This window comes from Streptomyces sp. SirexAA-E, from assembly GCF_000177195.2.
Classification (GTDB): Bacteria; Actinomycetota; Actinomycetes; order Streptomycetales; family Streptomycetaceae; genus Streptomyces; species Streptomyces flavovirens.
Genome location: NC_015953.1, coordinates 4,326,578 through 4,341,747, shown reverse-complemented (window position 1 = coordinate 4,341,747; position 15,170 = coordinate 4,326,578). Strand labels below are relative to the sequence as shown.

Annotated in this window: 19 protein-coding genes and 1 pseudogene; 10 read left to right on the top strand and 10 right to left on the bottom strand. The window is 71.4% G+C overall.

The window, feature by feature from the left end; translation table 11 throughout:
* Nucleotides 1–66 precede the first annotated feature (66 nt).
* On the top strand, nt 67–1,095 hold the full coding sequence (gene rarD / locus SACTE_RS19445; RefSeq protein ID WP_014047728.1) for an EamA family transporter RarD: 1,029 nt from the start codon (nt 67–69) through the stop codon (nt 1,093–1,095).
* A 30-nt stretch (nt 1,096–1,125) separates the two neighbouring features.
* Here the strand turns inward: rarD and SACTE_RS19440 are convergent, their stop codons facing one another.
* On the bottom strand, nt 1,126–1,515 hold the full coding sequence (locus SACTE_RS19440) for a hypothetical protein (protein ID WP_014047727.1): 390 nt from the start codon (nt 1,513–1,515) through the stop codon (nt 1,126–1,128).
* The gene (locus SACTE_RS19435; RefSeq protein WP_226995180.1) at nt 1,515–2,162 is read right to left on the bottom strand and encodes an ABATE domain-containing protein; all 648 of its coding nucleotides are present in this window, start codon (nt 2,160–2,162) and stop codon (nt 1,515–1,517) included. The genes SACTE_RS19440 and SACTE_RS19435 overlap by 1 nt, the downstream gene beginning before the upstream one ends.
* Before the next feature lie 22 nt (nt 2,163–2,184).
* Between SACTE_RS19435 and SACTE_RS19430 the strand changes: the two genes are divergently transcribed.
* The gene (locus tag SACTE_RS19430) at nt 2,185–2,634 is read left to right on the top strand and encodes a VOC family protein (RefSeq protein ID WP_014047725.1); all 450 of its coding nucleotides are present in this window, start codon (nt 2,185–2,187) and stop codon (nt 2,632–2,634) included.
* Nucleotides 2,635–2,649: 15 nt separating this feature from the next.
* On the opposite strand, the gene SACTE_RS19425 is transcribed toward SACTE_RS19430, so the two are convergent.
* Both SACTE_RS19425 and SACTE_RS19420 read right to left on the bottom strand, forming a co-directional pair.
* Complete coding sequence (locus SACTE_RS19425) at nt 2,650–3,015, bottom strand: hypothetical protein (RefSeq protein ID WP_014047724.1); 366 nt, start codon at nt 3,013–3,015, stop codon at nt 2,650–2,652.
* Between the two features lie 53 nt (nt 3,016–3,068).
* Complete coding sequence (locus tag SACTE_RS19420) at nt 3,069–3,329, bottom strand: hypothetical protein (RefSeq protein ID WP_014047723.1); 261 nt, start codon at nt 3,327–3,329, stop codon at nt 3,069–3,071.
* Between the two features lie 106 nt (nt 3,330–3,435).
* Between SACTE_RS19420 and SACTE_RS19415 the strand changes: the two genes are divergently transcribed.
* From SACTE_RS19415 to SACTE_RS19395, 5 genes are all read left to right on the top strand, one after another.
* Nucleotides 3,436–4,272: a helix-turn-helix transcriptional regulator gene (locus SACTE_RS19415; protein WP_014047722.1), complete on the top strand. Its 837-nt coding sequence runs from the start codon at nt 3,436–3,438 to the stop codon at nt 4,270–4,272.
* A complete protein-coding gene (locus SACTE_RS19410) occupies nt 4,269–4,478 on the top strand; it encodes a DUF397 domain-containing protein (RefSeq protein WP_014047721.1) in 210 nt (69 codons plus the stop codon). Before SACTE_RS19415 ends, SACTE_RS19410 begins: the two co-directional genes overlap by 4 nt.
* Before the next feature lie 33 nt (nt 4,479–4,511).
* Nucleotides 4,512–4,784, top strand: coding sequence for a DUF397 domain-containing protein (locus tag SACTE_RS19405; RefSeq protein WP_014047720.1), 273 nt, complete (start codon nt 4,512–4,514; stop codon nt 4,782–4,784).
* A 34-nt stretch (nt 4,785–4,818) separates the two neighbouring features.
* Nucleotides 4,819–5,028, top strand: coding sequence for a DUF397 domain-containing protein (locus tag SACTE_RS19400; protein WP_014047719.1), 210 nt, complete (start codon nt 4,819–4,821; stop codon nt 5,026–5,028).
* A 64-nt stretch (nt 5,029–5,092) separates the two neighbouring features.
* Entirely contained in the window at nt 5,093–5,923 is an 831-nt protein-coding gene (locus SACTE_RS19395; RefSeq protein ID WP_014047718.1) for an HAD family hydrolase, read from the top strand.
* On the opposite strand, the gene SACTE_RS35125 is transcribed toward SACTE_RS19395, so the two are convergent.
* A complete protein-coding gene (locus SACTE_RS35125) occupies nt 5,841–6,107 on the bottom strand; it encodes an EthD domain-containing protein (protein ID WP_232793475.1) in 267 nt (88 codons plus the stop codon). The two genes, SACTE_RS19395 and SACTE_RS35125, sit on opposite strands and share 83 nt — an antisense overlap.
* 21 nt (nt 6,108–6,128) lie before the next feature.
* Here SACTE_RS35125 and SACTE_RS35120 point away from each other — a divergent pair.
* A pseudogene (locus tag SACTE_RS35120) lies at nt 6,129–6,248 on the top strand (flavodoxin); the annotation flags it as partial.
* On the opposite strand, the gene SACTE_RS19390 reads toward SACTE_RS35120, so the two are convergent.
* From SACTE_RS19390 to SACTE_RS19370, 5 genes are all read right to left on the bottom strand, one after another.
* Nucleotides 6,241–6,888 (bottom strand): TetR/AcrR family transcriptional regulator, encoded by a 648-nt coding sequence (locus tag SACTE_RS19390; protein WP_014047717.1) that lies wholly within the window; start codon nt 6,886–6,888, stop codon nt 6,241–6,243. The pseudogene SACTE_RS35120 and the gene SACTE_RS19390 overlap by 8 nt on opposite strands.
* A gap of 203 nt (nt 6,889–7,091) precedes the next feature.
* Entirely contained in the window at nt 7,092–7,973 is an 882-nt protein-coding gene (locus tag SACTE_RS19385) for an ABC transporter permease (RefSeq protein WP_014047716.1), read from the bottom strand.
* Complete coding sequence (locus tag SACTE_RS19380) at nt 7,960–8,952, bottom strand: ABC transporter ATP-binding protein (protein WP_014047715.1); 993 nt, start codon at nt 8,950–8,952, stop codon at nt 7,960–7,962. The genes SACTE_RS19385 and SACTE_RS19380 overlap by 14 nt, the downstream gene beginning before the upstream one ends.
* Nucleotides 8,953–9,048: 96 nt before the next feature.
* The gene (locus SACTE_RS19375) at nt 9,049–10,281 is read right to left on the bottom strand and encodes a sigma-E factor regulatory protein RseB domain-containing protein (protein ID WP_014047714.1); all 1,233 of its coding nucleotides are present in this window, start codon (nt 10,279–10,281) and stop codon (nt 9,049–9,051) included.
* A 189-nt stretch (nt 10,282–10,470) separates the two neighbouring features.
* Nucleotides 10,471–11,481 carry a polyprenyl synthetase family protein gene (locus SACTE_RS19370; RefSeq protein WP_014047713.1) on the bottom strand — a complete coding sequence of 337 codons (1,011 nt, stop codon included), beginning with the start codon at nt 11,479–11,481 and terminating at the stop codon, nt 10,471–10,473.
* Between the two features lie 156 nt (nt 11,482–11,637).
* Between SACTE_RS19370 and SACTE_RS19365 the strand changes: the two genes are divergently transcribed.
* Complete coding sequence (locus tag SACTE_RS19365; RefSeq protein ID WP_014047712.1) at nt 11,638–13,137, top strand: peptide MFS transporter; 1,500 nt, start codon at nt 11,638–11,640, stop codon at nt 13,135–13,137.
* Between the two features lie 9 nt (nt 13,138–13,146).
* Entirely contained in the window at nt 13,147–15,141 is a 1,995-nt protein-coding gene (locus tag SACTE_RS19360) for a CocE/NonD family hydrolase (RefSeq protein ID WP_014047711.1), read from the top strand.
* Nucleotides 15,142–15,170 lie beyond the last annotated feature (29 nt).

Below are 15,170 nucleotides of genomic sequence, written 5' to 3'. Positions count from 1 at the left end.
GCGGCCCTTCCGGGGCTACCGTCGTGCAGTCGGCCGACCGCCGGCCGAGGAGCGCCGGGAGGGCCTGTGGAAGGGAAGAACGAACAGCGGGCAGGCCTGCTGTACGGAATCGGCGCGTACGGGATGTGGGGTCTGGTGCCCCTCTTCTGGCCGCTGCTGGAGCCGTCGGGCGCGGTGGAGATCCTCGCCCACCGGATGGTCTGGTCGCTCGCCGTGGTGGGTGTGGCCCTGCTGGCGCTGCGCCGCTGGGCCTGGATACGTGAACTGCTCGGCCGGCCCCGGCGGCTGGCGCTGATCGCCGTCGCCGCGACCGTCATCTCGGTCAACTGGGGCCTGTACATCTGGTCGGTCAACAACGGCCATGTCGTCGAGGCGTCGCTCGGCTACTTCATCAACCCGCTGGTCACGATCGCCATGGGCGTCCTGCTGCTCGGTGAGCGGCTGCGGCCCGCCCAGTGGGCCGCGGTCGCGACCGGCCTCGCGGCGGTGCTCGTGCTGGCGATCGGCTACGGGCAGCCGCCGTGGATCTCGTTGGTGCTGGCGTTCTCGTTCGCGACGTACGGCCTGGTGAAGAAGAAGGTCGACATGGGCGGCCTGGAGTCCCTGGCCGCCGAGACCGCCGTGCTGTTCGTGCCCGCGCTCGGGTTCCTGCTGTGGCTCGCGGCGCGCGGCGAGTCGACGTTCGTCACCTCGGGCGCGGGCCACGGGGCCCTGCTCGCCGCGACGGGCATCATCACCGCGATCCCGCTCATCTGCTTCGGCGCGGCCGCGATCCGGGTGCCGCTGTCCGTGCTGGGCCTGCTGCAGTATCTGGCGCCGGTCTTCCAGTTCGCGCTGGGCATCCTGTACTTCCACGAGGAGATGCCGCCCGAGCGCTGGGCCGGCTTCGCACTCGTCTGGGTCGCGCTGGCCCTGCTGACCTGGGAAGCGCTGCGCACGGCACGGCGCACGAGGGCCGAGGCGCTGCGCCTGGCGGTACGCGCGGCCGAGGCCGGAGCGCCGACGGGCACGGATTCCGCTTCGGCGCCGTCCGGACCGGGCTCCACGGCCGCCACGGACGGGGGCCCGGCCCAGGAGCGTACGCCCGCTCCCTGACCCCGGCGGCCGGGCGGGCGAGGCCGCGCGTCAGCCGAGGGCGGCCTCGATCCGGTCCATCACATTCCGCCAGTGGGCGCGCCGCTCCTCGCGCTCCCCGGCGCCGCCCAGATGTTCCTGGTGCAGGCGGAGAACGGCCCGGTCGTCGGAGCGGCCGGGTGAGACCGCGACCTGGACCGTCGTCGGTCCGTGGGTGAGCCGGACCCGGTCGCCGGGGCGGTAGCTGCGGAGCTCCCCCTCGACGCCGTCGTCCGTGCGGTATCCGGCGCCCTTCTCGGTGGGCAGCCGCACCCCCGGCCCGAGCCAGAGGGCCACCCCTTCGTCGCTCGTCACGAATTCCCAGAGCGCCTCGACGGGCCTGGGCAGGGCCCGGGAGACCCCGATCTCCCATCCCGCGTCCTGTGTCAGTCCGGTCGGCATCACGCCTCTCCTTCCGCTCGTCCGGCACCGTCGCCGGGCAGGGCGGTACGGGCGCGATGGGCCCGCACCTTGTGGCGGTTCCCGCAGCGGCCCATGGCGCACCAGCGCCGTCTGCCGGGGCGGGACGTGTCGACGAAGTGCAGGGCGCATTCCACGGCCTCGCACTCCCGGACGCGGTGGGCGTTCGGCCCGGTGAAGAGTTCGACCGCGTCGCGGGCGACCGTCGACAGCAGGGCGCTGCCGGTCGCGCCCGGCGCCCACACCCGCTCGCCCGACGGGGTCACCGCCGCCACCAGCGGGGGTGCCGCGGCGACCTCGTTCACCACCTGCGTGTCGGCCGGCGCCAGCTCCTCGCCCCGCGCACGGGCCCGCGTCATCCGCCAGAGGGCACCGCGCAGCACACGTGCCCGCTCCAGCTCCTCGTCGCCGACGACCAGCGGCAGCCCGTCCGGCAGCCGGCTCTCCGCCGCCCAGCGGACCAGGTCGGCGGGCTCGCGCAGTGTCTCGTACGTCCACGGCATCCCGCCCGGATCACTGGTGAGCAGCAGCTCCAGGCAGAGAGCGCCGGGATCGAACCGGAACACGCGGCCTCGCGGTGTCCGCAGGACCATCCCCGGCTCCGGAGTTTCGGTTGCCCTCTCCGTCATGTAACCACTATAAACGGTTTCCATGACCCTGCACTGGAAGCTCGTCATCGACGCCGGCGACCCGCACGCCCAGGCCGACTTCTGGGCCGAGGCCCTCGGCTACGAGGTCGAGGACAACAGCCCTCTCATCACCGAACTGCTCGCCGGCGGCCAGGTCCCCGAAGCCGCCGTCGTCGAGTCCCACGGCCGCCACGCCTGGCGCGGCCTGGCTGCGGTGCGGCACCCTGACGACCCGCACGACGCCCGCAGCGGGACCGGCCTGGGCCGCCGTCTGCTCTTCCAGCAGGTCGTGGAGCCGAAGACGGTGAAGAACCGCCTCCACATCGATGTCCACACCGAGCCCGGACAGCGCGAGGAGGAGGTGGCCCGACTGGTGCGACTCGGAGCGAGCGTGCTGGACACGATCGAGGAGCCTGGGGGCTCGTGGCAGGTCCTCCTGGACCCGGAGGGCAACGAGTTCTGCGTGCACTGAGCGGCGGGGCGGACCTCAGGGTGCGTCCTGCTCGGGGAACAGGTGCGGGCTGTCCCTCCTCACCAGCTCCCACAAGGCCGCCCTCGTGGGGTCGACGACGTCCCAGCTGTGCCCGGAGGAGTGCTCGGCGAACAGCTCGCACGCACCCCCCTCGCCGTCCACCTCCGGGCACCACGCGAACGGCGCCAGCCGCGTGCGCCGTTCGTCCCAGCGCGCCCACACGCCACCGCTGTCGCCGTCCAGGTCCCACAGCAGCGTGGCGTGGTCGCCCTCGTGCCCCTCGCCGAGTTCGCACAGGACGTACGCCGGTTCCGGATCTTCCAGCAATTCCACGAGGTGGCGCGGAGGACTCAGCAGGGTGAAGGCGGTGCACTGGTCCACGGTTCAGCCCTCCAGGGCACGACGGGGTCCTTCGGAACGGTCACGGCGGCACCTCACAGCCACTCCCCCGCGCTCCGGCGGTTCGCGATGGCCGTCGCCGCGTGCAGATGCTCCCTGGCGTCGGCGGGCCGCACGTGTGCGGGATCCGCCTCCCATTCGGCCCCGCCCCTGACGGGCCGCAGGGACCAGTACGGGCCGGCGACCCCCCGGAACTCGCCCACGCGGTCACCGCGTTGGGTGTCCACCACGAGCGTGCCGGGGGCGGGGACGGGTGGGAGTCCCGGTCGGCTCGGCAGTCCGCGTTCCACAGACATGGGCCACTCCTCTCCGTAGCGACTCCGCTACTGTGCGGCTCAGCGTGTCCCACACCTGGGCACCCTTCAAGCTGTGAGAAGCGAATGAAAGGTTGGCGAGCCCCCCATGAACCGCAAGGAGTTGAACCCAGACGCCTCGCCCCAGGCGGCCTACGGCGCACGTTTACGCAGCCTGCGGGAAGCACGCGGCTGGACCCAGGACGATCTCGCCGCGCGCATCGGCTACTCCAGCGTGCACATCTCAGCGGTCGAAACCGGCCGCAAGCCTCCAACCCTTCGCTTTTCGCTCAGTACCGACAAGGCACTCGGCCTGACCGGCGGGGCGGACACATTCGAGCGCCAGTACCGCAAGATCCGGCAGGGCGCACTGCTGGAGGGATTTCCGGAGTACCTCAGGTACGAGGGTCAGGCAGTTGAGATCCGGCTCTACAACGTCGGGATCATCCCCGGCTTGTTGCAGACCCCTGCGTACGCACGCGTGCTGGCCGACAGCACCGTACGCCGAGGCGCCATCGCACCTGAACAGGCCGACGAGCGCGTGTCTTTCCTGGCGGAGCGGCAGGCGGCACTGGTTCGCGATCGGCCGCCCATGGTGTTCGTGATCATGGACGAAAGCTGCATCCGCCGCCCTGTCGGCGGATCCGCCGTCATGAGCGCCCAGATGGCACGGTTGGCCGAGTTCGCCGAATCACCGAACTCGCTGCTGCAGATCGCACCGTACGAGATAGGGGAACGACGCACCTTCGACCTGCCCGTCAACCTCCTGACGCTGCCGGACCGCTCGGTTGTCTGCTACGCCGAATCCCAGGCCCAGGGAAACCTGGACCGGGAGAGCACCTCGGTGATGCCCATGTTGACGGCCTACCATCAACTACAGGCCGAAGCGCTGTCCCAGGCGGCATCAGTGGCCATGATCGAGCAGGTACGAAAGGGCATGTCGTGACGACCGATTCCCCCCGCTGGTTCAAGTCCTCCTACAGCAACAACGGCGGCGACTGCATCGAGGTCGCCGTGAACCTCGCCACCTCACGCGGCGTCGTTCCCGTCCGTGATTCCAAGGATCCGCTCAGCCCCGTACTGACCGTCCCCACCGCCGCCTTCGCGTCCTTCGTGACCGGCGTCAAGACCGGAGAGTTCCGCACCGTCTGAGCGCATCCATCGGACCACCGCGAAAGGGCACCCATGACGACCAACTCCCTCCGCTGGTACAAGTCCTCCTACAGCGGCAACGGCGGATCCTGCATCGAGGTCGCCCTCGACCCTGCCTGGATCAAATCCTCGTACAGCGACAACGGCGGTACCTGCGTCGAGTGGTCACCCGGCCACGCGGCCGCCACCGGCACCGTCCCTGTCCGCGACTCGAAGGACCCGAGCGGGCCGGTCCTCGCCGTCCCCGCCGCCGCCTTCGCGTCCTTCGTGACCGGGGTCAAGGCCGGGACGTTCGACGCCGCCTGAGGGCACCTACCGGACAACCGCGAAAGGGCAACTCGTGACGACCAACTCCGCCCGCTGGTACAAGTCCTCGTACAGCGGCAACGGCGGCACCTGCATCGAGGTCGCCGTGAACCTCGCCACCTCACGCGGCGTCGTTCCCCTCCGTGATTCCAAGGATCCGCTCAGCCCCGTACTGACCGTCCCCGCCGCCGCCTTCGCGTCCTTCGTGACCGGGGTCAAGGCCGGAGAGTTCGGCGCCGTCTGAGCGGTGAGCACAGCCGGAGCCCCGTGCGCAAGCCGGGGCTCCGGGCGTCTCTAGGCTGACCCCCATGGTCACGCCACTCGCACCCGTCCTCGTCGCCACGGACCTGGACGGCACCCTGCTGCGCTCCGACGACACCGTGAGCCCCCGCACCCGGGCCGCCCTGGCCCGCGCCACCGCGGCCGGTGCGCTCCATCTCGTCGTGACGGGGCGGCCGGTGCCGAACATACGGGCCCTCCTCGCCGACCTCGGCTACGAGGGCATCGCCGTCTGCGGCCAGGGCACCCAGGTGTACGACGCCGGTTCGGCCCGGATGCTGCACTCCGTGGCGCTCGACCGGGAGCTGGCCGAGACGGCGCTCGGCAAGATCGAGGCCGAGGCCGGAGGGGTCTTCGCGGCCGTGGACCAGGACGGCGCCGACGGCGTGACCCTGATCGAGCAGGGCTACCGCATGCCGCACGCGTCACTGCCCGCCCGGACCGTCACCCGGCGGAGCGAACTCTTCGCGACGCCGGTCATCAAGGTCCTGGTGCGCCACCCGGAGCTGACGGACGACGAGCTGACCGCCCTGGCCCGTGCCGCCGTGGGCGATCTCGCCTCCGTGACGATGGCGGGCCCCGGCACGGTGGAGCTGGCACCGTACGGGGTGGACAAGGGCACCGGAATCGCTCTGGCCACCGCACAGTTGGACCGCGACCCCGCCGGGGCGGTCGCCTTCGGAGACATGCCCAACGACCTGCCGATGTTCCGGCTCTGCGGCCACGGCGTCGCGATGGCCGACGCCCATCCCGAACTCAAGGCGGCGGCGGACGAGATCACCCTGTCGAACGAGGAGGACGGGGTCGCGGTGGTCCTGGAGCGCCTCTTCGACCAGAGAGCACAACCCTTTCTTCAGTGACCATCACTGCCACTGAATGCATGACCGTGCTCTCGTCCGGGTTCACCAGCTCCTCGTAGTTCTTGGACGCGAAGAAGGCATCGTGGTCCGCACAGCTTTCGAACCAGATCTCAGTCAGGCCGTCGTAGGCGGGGCTCGGGTAGCTTTCAGCGGACACCGGGTGGGAGACGGGGTACTTCTTCACGTACTGCTGCGCTTCCGGTGCAATTCCGCGGCCTGTCTGGGCATGCGGTGGGGCGGGGCGCTGCTGGGCAACGGCACCCGCCCCGGTGACGTACGGTCCGACACCGAGGCGGTGGCCCGGGCCAAGACCTTCTTCAGCTGAGGTCTCCGGAAGCGGGACGGGGGACGGCCCCCGGCAAGGCACCCCGGGGGCCGTCCGGTGCCGCGCCCAGGGAGCGCAGGACGTGGTCCACCAGCGTCGCGACCGTCGCCTCGTCCTGCGGCGGCTTACGCAGCACGTGGCGGTAGTAGACGGGGCCGTAGAGCATCTCCACGGCCAGTGGGAGATTCGCCCCCGCCGGCACCTGCCCCTGCTCCTGGGCCTTCGCCAGTCGCGCCTCGGCCGCCGCGAAGCGCGGGCCGACCAGTTGTTCCTGGACGGCCTCGGCCAGGGCGTCGTCGTAGTGCATCTCGGAGAGGATCCCGGCGTACGCCGGTCCGTAGGGCGGTGTGGAGGTCAGCTTCACCGCGCTGTTGATGTGCGTCCGCAGGTCGAGCGCGATGTCGCCGGTGTCGACGAACGGTGTGGCGCCGACGAACGCGTCGACGAAGGCCTCCAGGAGCACCGCCCCCTTCGAGGACCACCAGCGGTAGATCGTCTTCTTGCTCACGCCGGCGCGGGCCGCGATGGCCTCCACGGTGACCCGGCCGTACCCCTTTTCCGTGCACAGTTCCAAGGCGGCGTCGAGCGTCGCCCGTCGTGATCTCTCGCTGCGGCGCAGGGAACTCTGCGATGTGATCATTCGGTGAGCATAGGGGGATACCGGCCACTGCTTGTTGACAGGTCGTCGCCAGAAGTCGAACAATGACCTTGCAGAAACGGAACGTACCGTGTCGTGACGTTTCGCCTACACCGTTCGTGCCGTTCGTGCCGCGACGAGCCGATCGGGGGACGGCTCGACCGGCCGACGGCGCGGACGGACGGCTCCCGGCAGGTGGTCATCGCTCAGGCGGTGATGTCCTTCGTCGTGAATCGGGCCCAGGCAGCCGAGCCGAACACGGCGGTGTACAGCGCCTGGAGGCCCAGGTTCCTGACCATCTCGTCCCAGTAGACGGGCTCGCGCAGCAGGTCCGTGAAGGACAGCCAGTAGTGCGGGAAGAGATACGGTCCGATCGCCTCCAGCTGCGGCATCGTGTCCAGGATCTGCGCGGTGATCAGCACGCCGACGGTGGCCGCCATCGCCGCGATCCCGCTGTCGGTGAGCGTCGAGACGAACAGGCCCAGCGCGGCGAACCCGGCCAGCGACACCGCGACCGTCACCGCGATCAGCGCGGCGCGCACCAGACCTTGGCCGAAACTGATCCGGGTCCCGGAGATCGTCGTGACCTCACCGACGGGGAAGAGCAGCGACCCCACCACGAGCGCCGAGACCGCCACGACCAGGGTCGCTACCAGGCAGAAGACCAGCACCGACGTGTACTTGGCGAGCAGCAGCCTGCTCCGGCCCGCCGGGGCGACCAGCAGGTAGCGCAGGGTCCCGGCGCTCGCCTCCCCCGCGACGCTGTCGCCCGCGACCACCCCGGCCGCCATCGGCAGGAGGACGGGGAGCGTCGCGGAGAGGGCCGCGAAGACCAGGAAGAGGCCGTTGTGGGTGGCCTGGGTGAGGAAGGCCGGTCCTCCGCCGCCTCCGGGACCGGCCGGGGAGCCGTCGCCGGTCTCGACGCGCACGGCGATGCCGATGAGGACGGGCACGGCCGCCAGCACCCCGAGCAGGGCCAGGGTGCGTCCCCGGCGGAGCACGGTGACCAGTTCGGAGCGCAGGATCCCGAGGGTCCACAGCGCGCGCCGCCGCGGTGCGGTGGGGGCGGTGAGCTCAGCCGGCGACATCGAATCCCTCTCCGGTGAGGGCGACGAACGCGTCCTCCAACGAGCCGCGTTCGACGCCGAAGGACCGTACGCGCACGCCCTCGCGGACCAGCGCGGCGTTGAGGTCCGCGAGCTCCGTTTCCGGGGGCGGGGCGTCCGCGCCGACCCGTTCCCCGTCGGTGAGGATCCCGCTCGCACCGCGCTCCCGCAGGACGCGCGCCGCGCTGTCCGGGTCGGGGGTGGTGACGACGAGCCGGCCGCGGGCGTGCGCCGCGATTTCGGCCACCGGTCCCTGGACGAGGAGCCGGCCCCGGGCCATCACGGCGGCGTGGCCGCAGAGCTGCTCGATCTCGTCCAGCAGGTGGGAGGAGAGGAAGACGGTGGTGCCCTCGGACGCCAGCTCCCGTACCAGCGCGCGGATCTCACGCATGCCCTGCGGGTCGAGGCCGTTCGTCGGTTCGTCCAGGACGAGCAGCCGGCGCGGCCGGAGCAGCGCGGCGGCGAGTCCGAGGCGCTGCTTCATGCCGAGCGAGTACGCCTTGGCCTTCTTCTGGGCCGCCGCCGCGAGGCCGACCCGCTCCAGGGCGGCCTCCACCCGTGCCCGACGGGTACGGGGATCGGCCGTCGGGTCGGCGCGGTCGTAGCGTACGAGGTTGTCGCGGCCGGTCAGGAAGCCGTACGGCGCGGGGCCTTCGATGAGGGCGCCGACGTGCGGCAGTACCGTGCGGGCGCCTGCCGGCATGGGGGCGCCGAGGACGCGGGCGGTGCCCGAGGTCGGTTCGACGAGGCCCATCAGCATGCGGATCGTCGTGGTCTTGCCCGAGCCGTTGGGCCCGAGGAAGCCGAAGACGCTGCCGCCCGGCACACGGAGGTCGAGTCCGTCGACCGCCAACTGGCCCCCGCGGTAGCGCTTGGTGAGCCCCCTGGTCTCGATGACGGCGTCCGTGTCCCGGCCCGTGCCCGGCACCGGGTCCGCCGCCCGGTCGGCTGTGCGTTCCATACGCGCTCCGGTTCCCCTTCCCGCGGCCGGCCGGGCCGCCGTACGCGTCCGCCCCGCCGTACGGAGCGTACGGCGGGGCGGTGTGAGGTGTGTGTCCTACCGTGCGGTGTCGGCGGCCTTCACCAGCGCGTCCTTGGTGACGGCGCCGACGTAGACCTTGCCGTCGTCGGTCAGCAGGGCGTTGACCAGGCGCGTCTTGAAGACCGTGCCCGTGCCGAAGTCGCCGGTGACCTTGTCGCCGAGGGCGCCCAGCAGGCCCTGGGCCTCGGCGGGCAGCCCGGCGGCGTCCTTTCCGGAGAGCCCCTCGGCGCCGCTGCCCGCGTCGATCACGGCGACCGAGGTCCAGCCCTCGCCGATGACGTCGGCGGAGCCGAGGTCGCCCAGTCCCGCCAGGTCCTGGTGGAAGGCGCCGCCGCTCTGGTCGTCCGCGCCCGCCGCGAGCTCGTCCGCCTCGGTCACCACCGCGCCCTTCGGCGGGGTGAAGGAGAAGGACGAGGCGTCGGGCTTCGCGAAGTCGACCTGGGTGAAGCCCGCGTCGACGACCGCCTTGCCGCCGCCGCTCGGCGCCAGGGTGAATTTCAGCGGGACGCCGTTCTCGGCGTCCACCGCGACCCTGACGGACCCCACCGTGGAACCGGACTGCTTGGGCTTGATCAGCAGCTGGTACGCGTCGCGACCCGCCACCCGCGCCGTGCCGTCGACCGTGACGGAGGTGGTGTCCCCCGCCGCGTCGAGTGCCTTCTCGGCCATCTCCTTGGGCGTGCCGGGCACGTCCTTGTGGGCCGGTCCGTCCTGGGCCCCGCCCTCCGCCCGCTGGTGGAAGACCGCGTCGCTCTCGCTGTCGTACGCCCAGACGTCGTCCCCGTTGTGGACGATGCTGTACTCGCTGCCCTTGTCCAGGAGCGACAGGCGCTGGCGGTCGGGGCCGTCGGCCGCCAGCCGGAGCGTGTGCGTGCCGGAGGTGAGCTCCGTCAGCCGGTCCGCGGGTGCGGCGCTCGGCCTGTCCCCGCCTTGCGACCCGCCCGCCAGGAGCGAGTCCGTGAGCCCGCCGAACGACGGGATCCCGAGGTCGGTGCTGATCTTCAGCGTGCCGGAGAGCTGCTGCTCGTCCGACGCGGCGATCTTCTCGACGAGTTCCTGCGCCGTGATCCGGGGCAGCTCCGGGTCGCCGGAGTCGGCGAGCGCCGGGACGAGTCCGATCGTCGCGGCCGCCACCCCCGCCACCGCGACGGGGACGACGTAGCGCGCCGCCTTCCGGCGTCCCACGACCGTGCCCGGGGCCTCGCCGGTGGCGTCACCCGTGGTCTGTGCGCTGTCCTTCGGTGCCATGTGTGCCCTACCTCCGTGATCGGCGGCTGCCATCCCGTTGCGCTCGCCCACTCCCCGCCGCCCTTCTCACCCGATGTGGTCGGAAGTGGTCGTACTCCATCTGACCAAATCGGACGGCGACAGGCGTCAGCCCGGGGGAGCAACTGGGCCTACCTCTCCGGGATGACACCGACGGGAGACACCCTAGGGTCAGCCCGCGCGGTGCACCACGGCGTCGCACAGCTCTTCGAGGGCGGACTTCGCGTAGCACTCCGGCAGCGGCGTCAGCACGGCCCGCGCCTCCTGGGCGTACCGGACGGTGTCCCGCCTGGCCTGCTCCAGCGCCGGGTGGGCGCGCAGCCCGTGCAGCGCCTCGGCGAGCCGGGCGTCGTCGTTCAGGTCGCCGTCGAGCAGCTCCACCAGCTTCAGGTCCTCGGGCCTGCCCTCGGCGGCGGCCCGCGCCCGCAGGTGGAGGACGGGGAGGGTGGAGATGCCCTCGCGGAGGTCGGTGCCCGGGGTCTTGCCGGACTCGTGGGAGTCGGAGGCGATGTCCAGGACGTCGTCGGCGAGCTGGAAGGCGATGCCGAGCCGCTCCCCGTACTGGGTGAGGATGTCGACGACCGACTCGTCGGCGCCCGCCATCATGGCGCCGAACCGCCCGGCCACGGCGACCAGCGAACCGGTCTTGCCGCCCAGGACGTCCATGTAGTGGTCGACCGGGTCGCGCCCGTCACGCGGGCCGGCGGTCTCCAGGATCTGGCCGGTGACCAGCCGCTCGAACGCCTCGGCCTGGATGCGTACGGCCTCGGGGCCGAGGTCGGCCAGGATGTGCGAGGCGCGGGCGAAGAGGAAGTCGCCCGTCAGGACGGCCACGGAGTTGCCCCAGCGGGTGTTGGCGCTCTCCACCCCGCGGCGTACGTCCGCCTCGTCCATCACGTCGTCGTGGTACAGCGTCGCGAGGTGCGTCAGCTCGACGACCACGGCCGCGGGGACGACGCCCGGCGCGTCGGGGTCGCCGAACTGCGAAGCGAGCATCACCAGCAGCGGGCGGAACCGCTTGCCCCCGGCGCTGACGAGGTGCTGCGCGGCCTCCGTGATGAACGGGACCTCGCTCTTGGTGGCGTCCAGCAGCCCGGCCTCGACAGCGGCCAAACCGGCCTGGACATCGGCCTCAAGGGCCTGGTCCCGCACGCGCAGTCCGAACGGCCCGACGACGGTCACGAGGGGATCTCCTGTCTGCTGACGATCACACGGAATGTCGATGTGTCGCTGTCTTCACTCAAGTCAGCGTATCCGGTCCCCTTTGGATCACCGTGGGCGCCTTCCCGCCACCGCCGGTATGTTCGGGATCAGCTCATACGATCAGGAGTTGCCGCTTTGTCCCACGCCGCCACCACCAACGAACCGGAAGGCCCCGCACCCGAGGACGACCACGCCTTCTTCGGGCAGCCACGGGGCCTGATGACCCTGTCCGGGCTGGAGGTCTGGGAACGTTTCTCGTTCCTCGGCATGCAGGCCATCCTGGTCCTCTTCTTCGCGGACTCGGTCGCGAACGACGGCCTGGGCATGGACCCGGGCACCGCCGCCTCGGTCTCCGCCGCGTACGGCACGCTGGTCTACCTCGTCTCCGTCGCGGGCGGCTGGCTGGCCGACCGCATCCTCGGCTCCTACCGCGCGGTCCTGTACGGCGGCATCCTCATCGCCTGCGGCCACTACGCGATGGCCGTGCCGACCGCCACGATGACCTGGGTGGGCCTCGGCCTGATCAGCGCCGGCACCGGACTGCTCAAGCCCAACGTGGCGTCCATGGTCGGCAAGCTCTACCGCACCGAGGACGAGCGCCGGGACGCCGGCTTCGCCCTCTACTACATGGGCATCAACATCGGCGCCTTCGCCGGTCCGCTGATCACCGGCTGGCTCGGTGACCACGCCGGATGGCACTGGGGCTTCTCCGCCGCCGCCTTCGGCATGACGCTCGGGCTGATCCAGTACGTGGCGGGCAGGCGTCACCTGGCCGGGCGAAAGCGCGCGGCGGAGTACGCCCTGGCGCCGGGCCCGATGCGCCGGGCCGTGCTGCTGATCGTGGGCGGCGTCGTCGTGGTGGCCGTCGTGGCGACCGCCCTGGCGCTGATCGGCTGGCTCACCATGGACCGGTTCGTCGACGTGCTCACCCTCGTCTCGGTGATCGCCCCGGTCGTCTACTTCGTCGTGATGTTCCGGAGCCCCCGGGTCACCACGGAGGAACGCGGCAGGCTGCGGCCCTACGTCGTGCTCTTCCTGGCCTCGGTCGTCTTCAACTTCATCCTCTTCCAGGCGTACTCGACGATGATGCTGCTGGCCTCGACGAACGCGCGTACGGAGATCTTCGGCTTCCACTTCCCGGCCGGCTGGTACGCCTCCGCGCTCGGCGCCTTCGAGGTGGCGCTGGCGCCCGTGGTGGCCGCCGTCTGGGCCCGGATGGGGACGCGCCAGCCGCACGCCTCCAACAAGATCGCCATCGGGGTGATCCTCGGCGGACTCTCCTTCCTGCTGATGGTCCTGCCGACCTCCGGTCACGCCGACGGCACCTACCGGATGGCCGCCTGGTGGATCGTCGGCTCCTACCTGCTGCTCGGACTCGGCGACATCCTGCTGGAGACCTCGGGCATGTCGGCCACCACCAAGCTCGCGCCCAAGGCGTTCGCCAGCCAGACGATGGCGCTGTGGTTCCTGTCGCTGGCGCTGGCCAACGGCATCCAGGCACAGATCGTGAAGCTCTACGGCGAGGTCTCCAACCCCGCCTACTTCGGTGTCAATGGCGCCGTCGCGGTGCTGGCCGGTGTGGCCGTCATCGCAGCCGCTCCCTGGCTCAAGCGCACCATGCACCCCGTCCACTGAGGTACCACCATGCAGATCCGCACCGAGTTCCCGTACGAGACCACCCACGAAGACCTCTACATCCCCCTGTCGGACGGCACCCAGCTGTACGCCAGGATCTGGCGGCCGGTCACCGACGAACCGGTGCCCGCGCTGCTGGAGTACCTGCCCTACCGGCTCAGCGACTGGACGGCTCCCCGCGACTGGCAGCGCCACCCCTGGTACGCCGGCCACGGCTACGCCTCCGTGCGTGTCGACGTGCGCGGGCACGGCAACAGCGAGGGGCTGCCGGGCGACGAGTACGACGCGACGGAGCTCGCCGACGGGGTGGCCGTCGTGCACTGGCTCGCCCAGCAGGAGTGGTGCTCGGGCCGGGTCGGCATGTTCGGCATCTCCTGGGGCGGCTTCAACTCGCTCCAGATCGCCGCGCTCGCCCCCGAACCGCTGAAGGCGATCGTCACGGTCTGCTCGGCCGACGACCGCTACGACAACGACGTCCACTACATGGGCGGCTCCGTCCTGGGCGTCGACATGCACGCCTGGGCCTCCACCATGCTGGCCTTCGTCTCCCGCCCGCCGGACCCGGCGGACGTCGGCGACGACTGGCGGCAGATGTGGCTGGACCGCCTGGAGGCCGTCGACCCGTTCATCCACACCTGGCTGGCCCACCAGTCCCGCGACGACTACTGGAAGCACGGCAGCGTCTGCGAGGACTACGGCGCGATCAAGGCGAAGGTCCTGGCGGTCGGCGGCTGGCACGACCCGTACCGCGACACCGTCCTGCGGCTCGTGGAGCACCTGGACCCGGGGCAGGTGCGCGGGCTGATCGGCCCCTGGTCGCACCAGTACCCGGACCGGGGGCTGCCGCCGGGGCCCGCGATCGGCTTCCTCCAGGAGACGCTGCGCTGGTGGGACCAGCACCTCAAGGGCAAGGACACCGGAGTGATGACCGAGCCCCTGCTGCGCTCCTGGATCAGCGGCTCGCACCGCCCGGCCACGGTCTACGAGACGCTGCCGGGCCGCTGGGTCGGCGACGCCTCCTGGCCCTCGGAGAACGTGACCCCGGTGGCGTACGCGCTGGCGGGCGGCGCGCAGATCGTCCGGTCGCCGCAGCAGACCGGGCTGGACGCCGGCCGCTTCTTCCCGTTCGGCAACGACGCGGACCTGCCGCCGGACCAGCGCGACGAGGACGCCAAGTCGGTGTGCTTCGAGTTCCCCGTCGAGGACGGCCCCGTCGAGATCCTGGGACGGCCCCGGGTGCGGCTTCGGCTGCGGCTGGACGTGCCGCGCGGCCAGGTGATCGCCCGGCTCTGCGACGTGGCCCCGGACGGCGCCTCCACGCTGGTGACCCGGGGGGCGCTCAACCTGGCGGCCCGCAACGGGCGCGACCGCGCGGAGGACTGGCCCGTCGGGGAGACCGAGGACGTGACCTTCGAGCTGAACGGCATCGGCCACACCTTCCCGCGCGGCCACCGCATCCGGATCGCCGTCTCCTCCTCGTACTGGCCGTGGATCTGGCCGCAGGCCGGTTCGGCGGGCTTCACCCTGGAGGCCGACGGCAGCCTCGTCGAGCTGCCGGTGCGCCGGCACACCGAGGACCCGGGGATCACCTTCGGCGAACCGGAGCAGTCGGAGCCGCTGGGTGTCGTGTACCCGGCCACCCTCGACGAACAGCGCCCGGAGCGGCTGGTGGTCCGGGACGTGGCCAAGGGCGAGTGGCGCCTGGAGGTCGACCCGCGCTACGGCGGCACCCGGGTCTACCCGGACGGCCTGGAGTTCACCGAGGACGCCGTGGAGACGTACACGATCCAGGAGGACGACCCGCTGTCGGCCCGGGCGCGCTCCGACTGGACGATCCGGCTGCACCGCCCCGAGATGGCCTGGGACGTGCGGGTCGAGACGCGTTCGGAGACCTCCGCGGACGCGCACGACTTCATCACGTCCAACGAGGTCGTGTGCCGGGACGGTGGTGAGGTCGTCTTCCACCGGACCTGGGAGAAGAGGATTCCGCGGACGGCCGGCTGAACGCGGTTATCGGGTAACTTTCCGGGCAT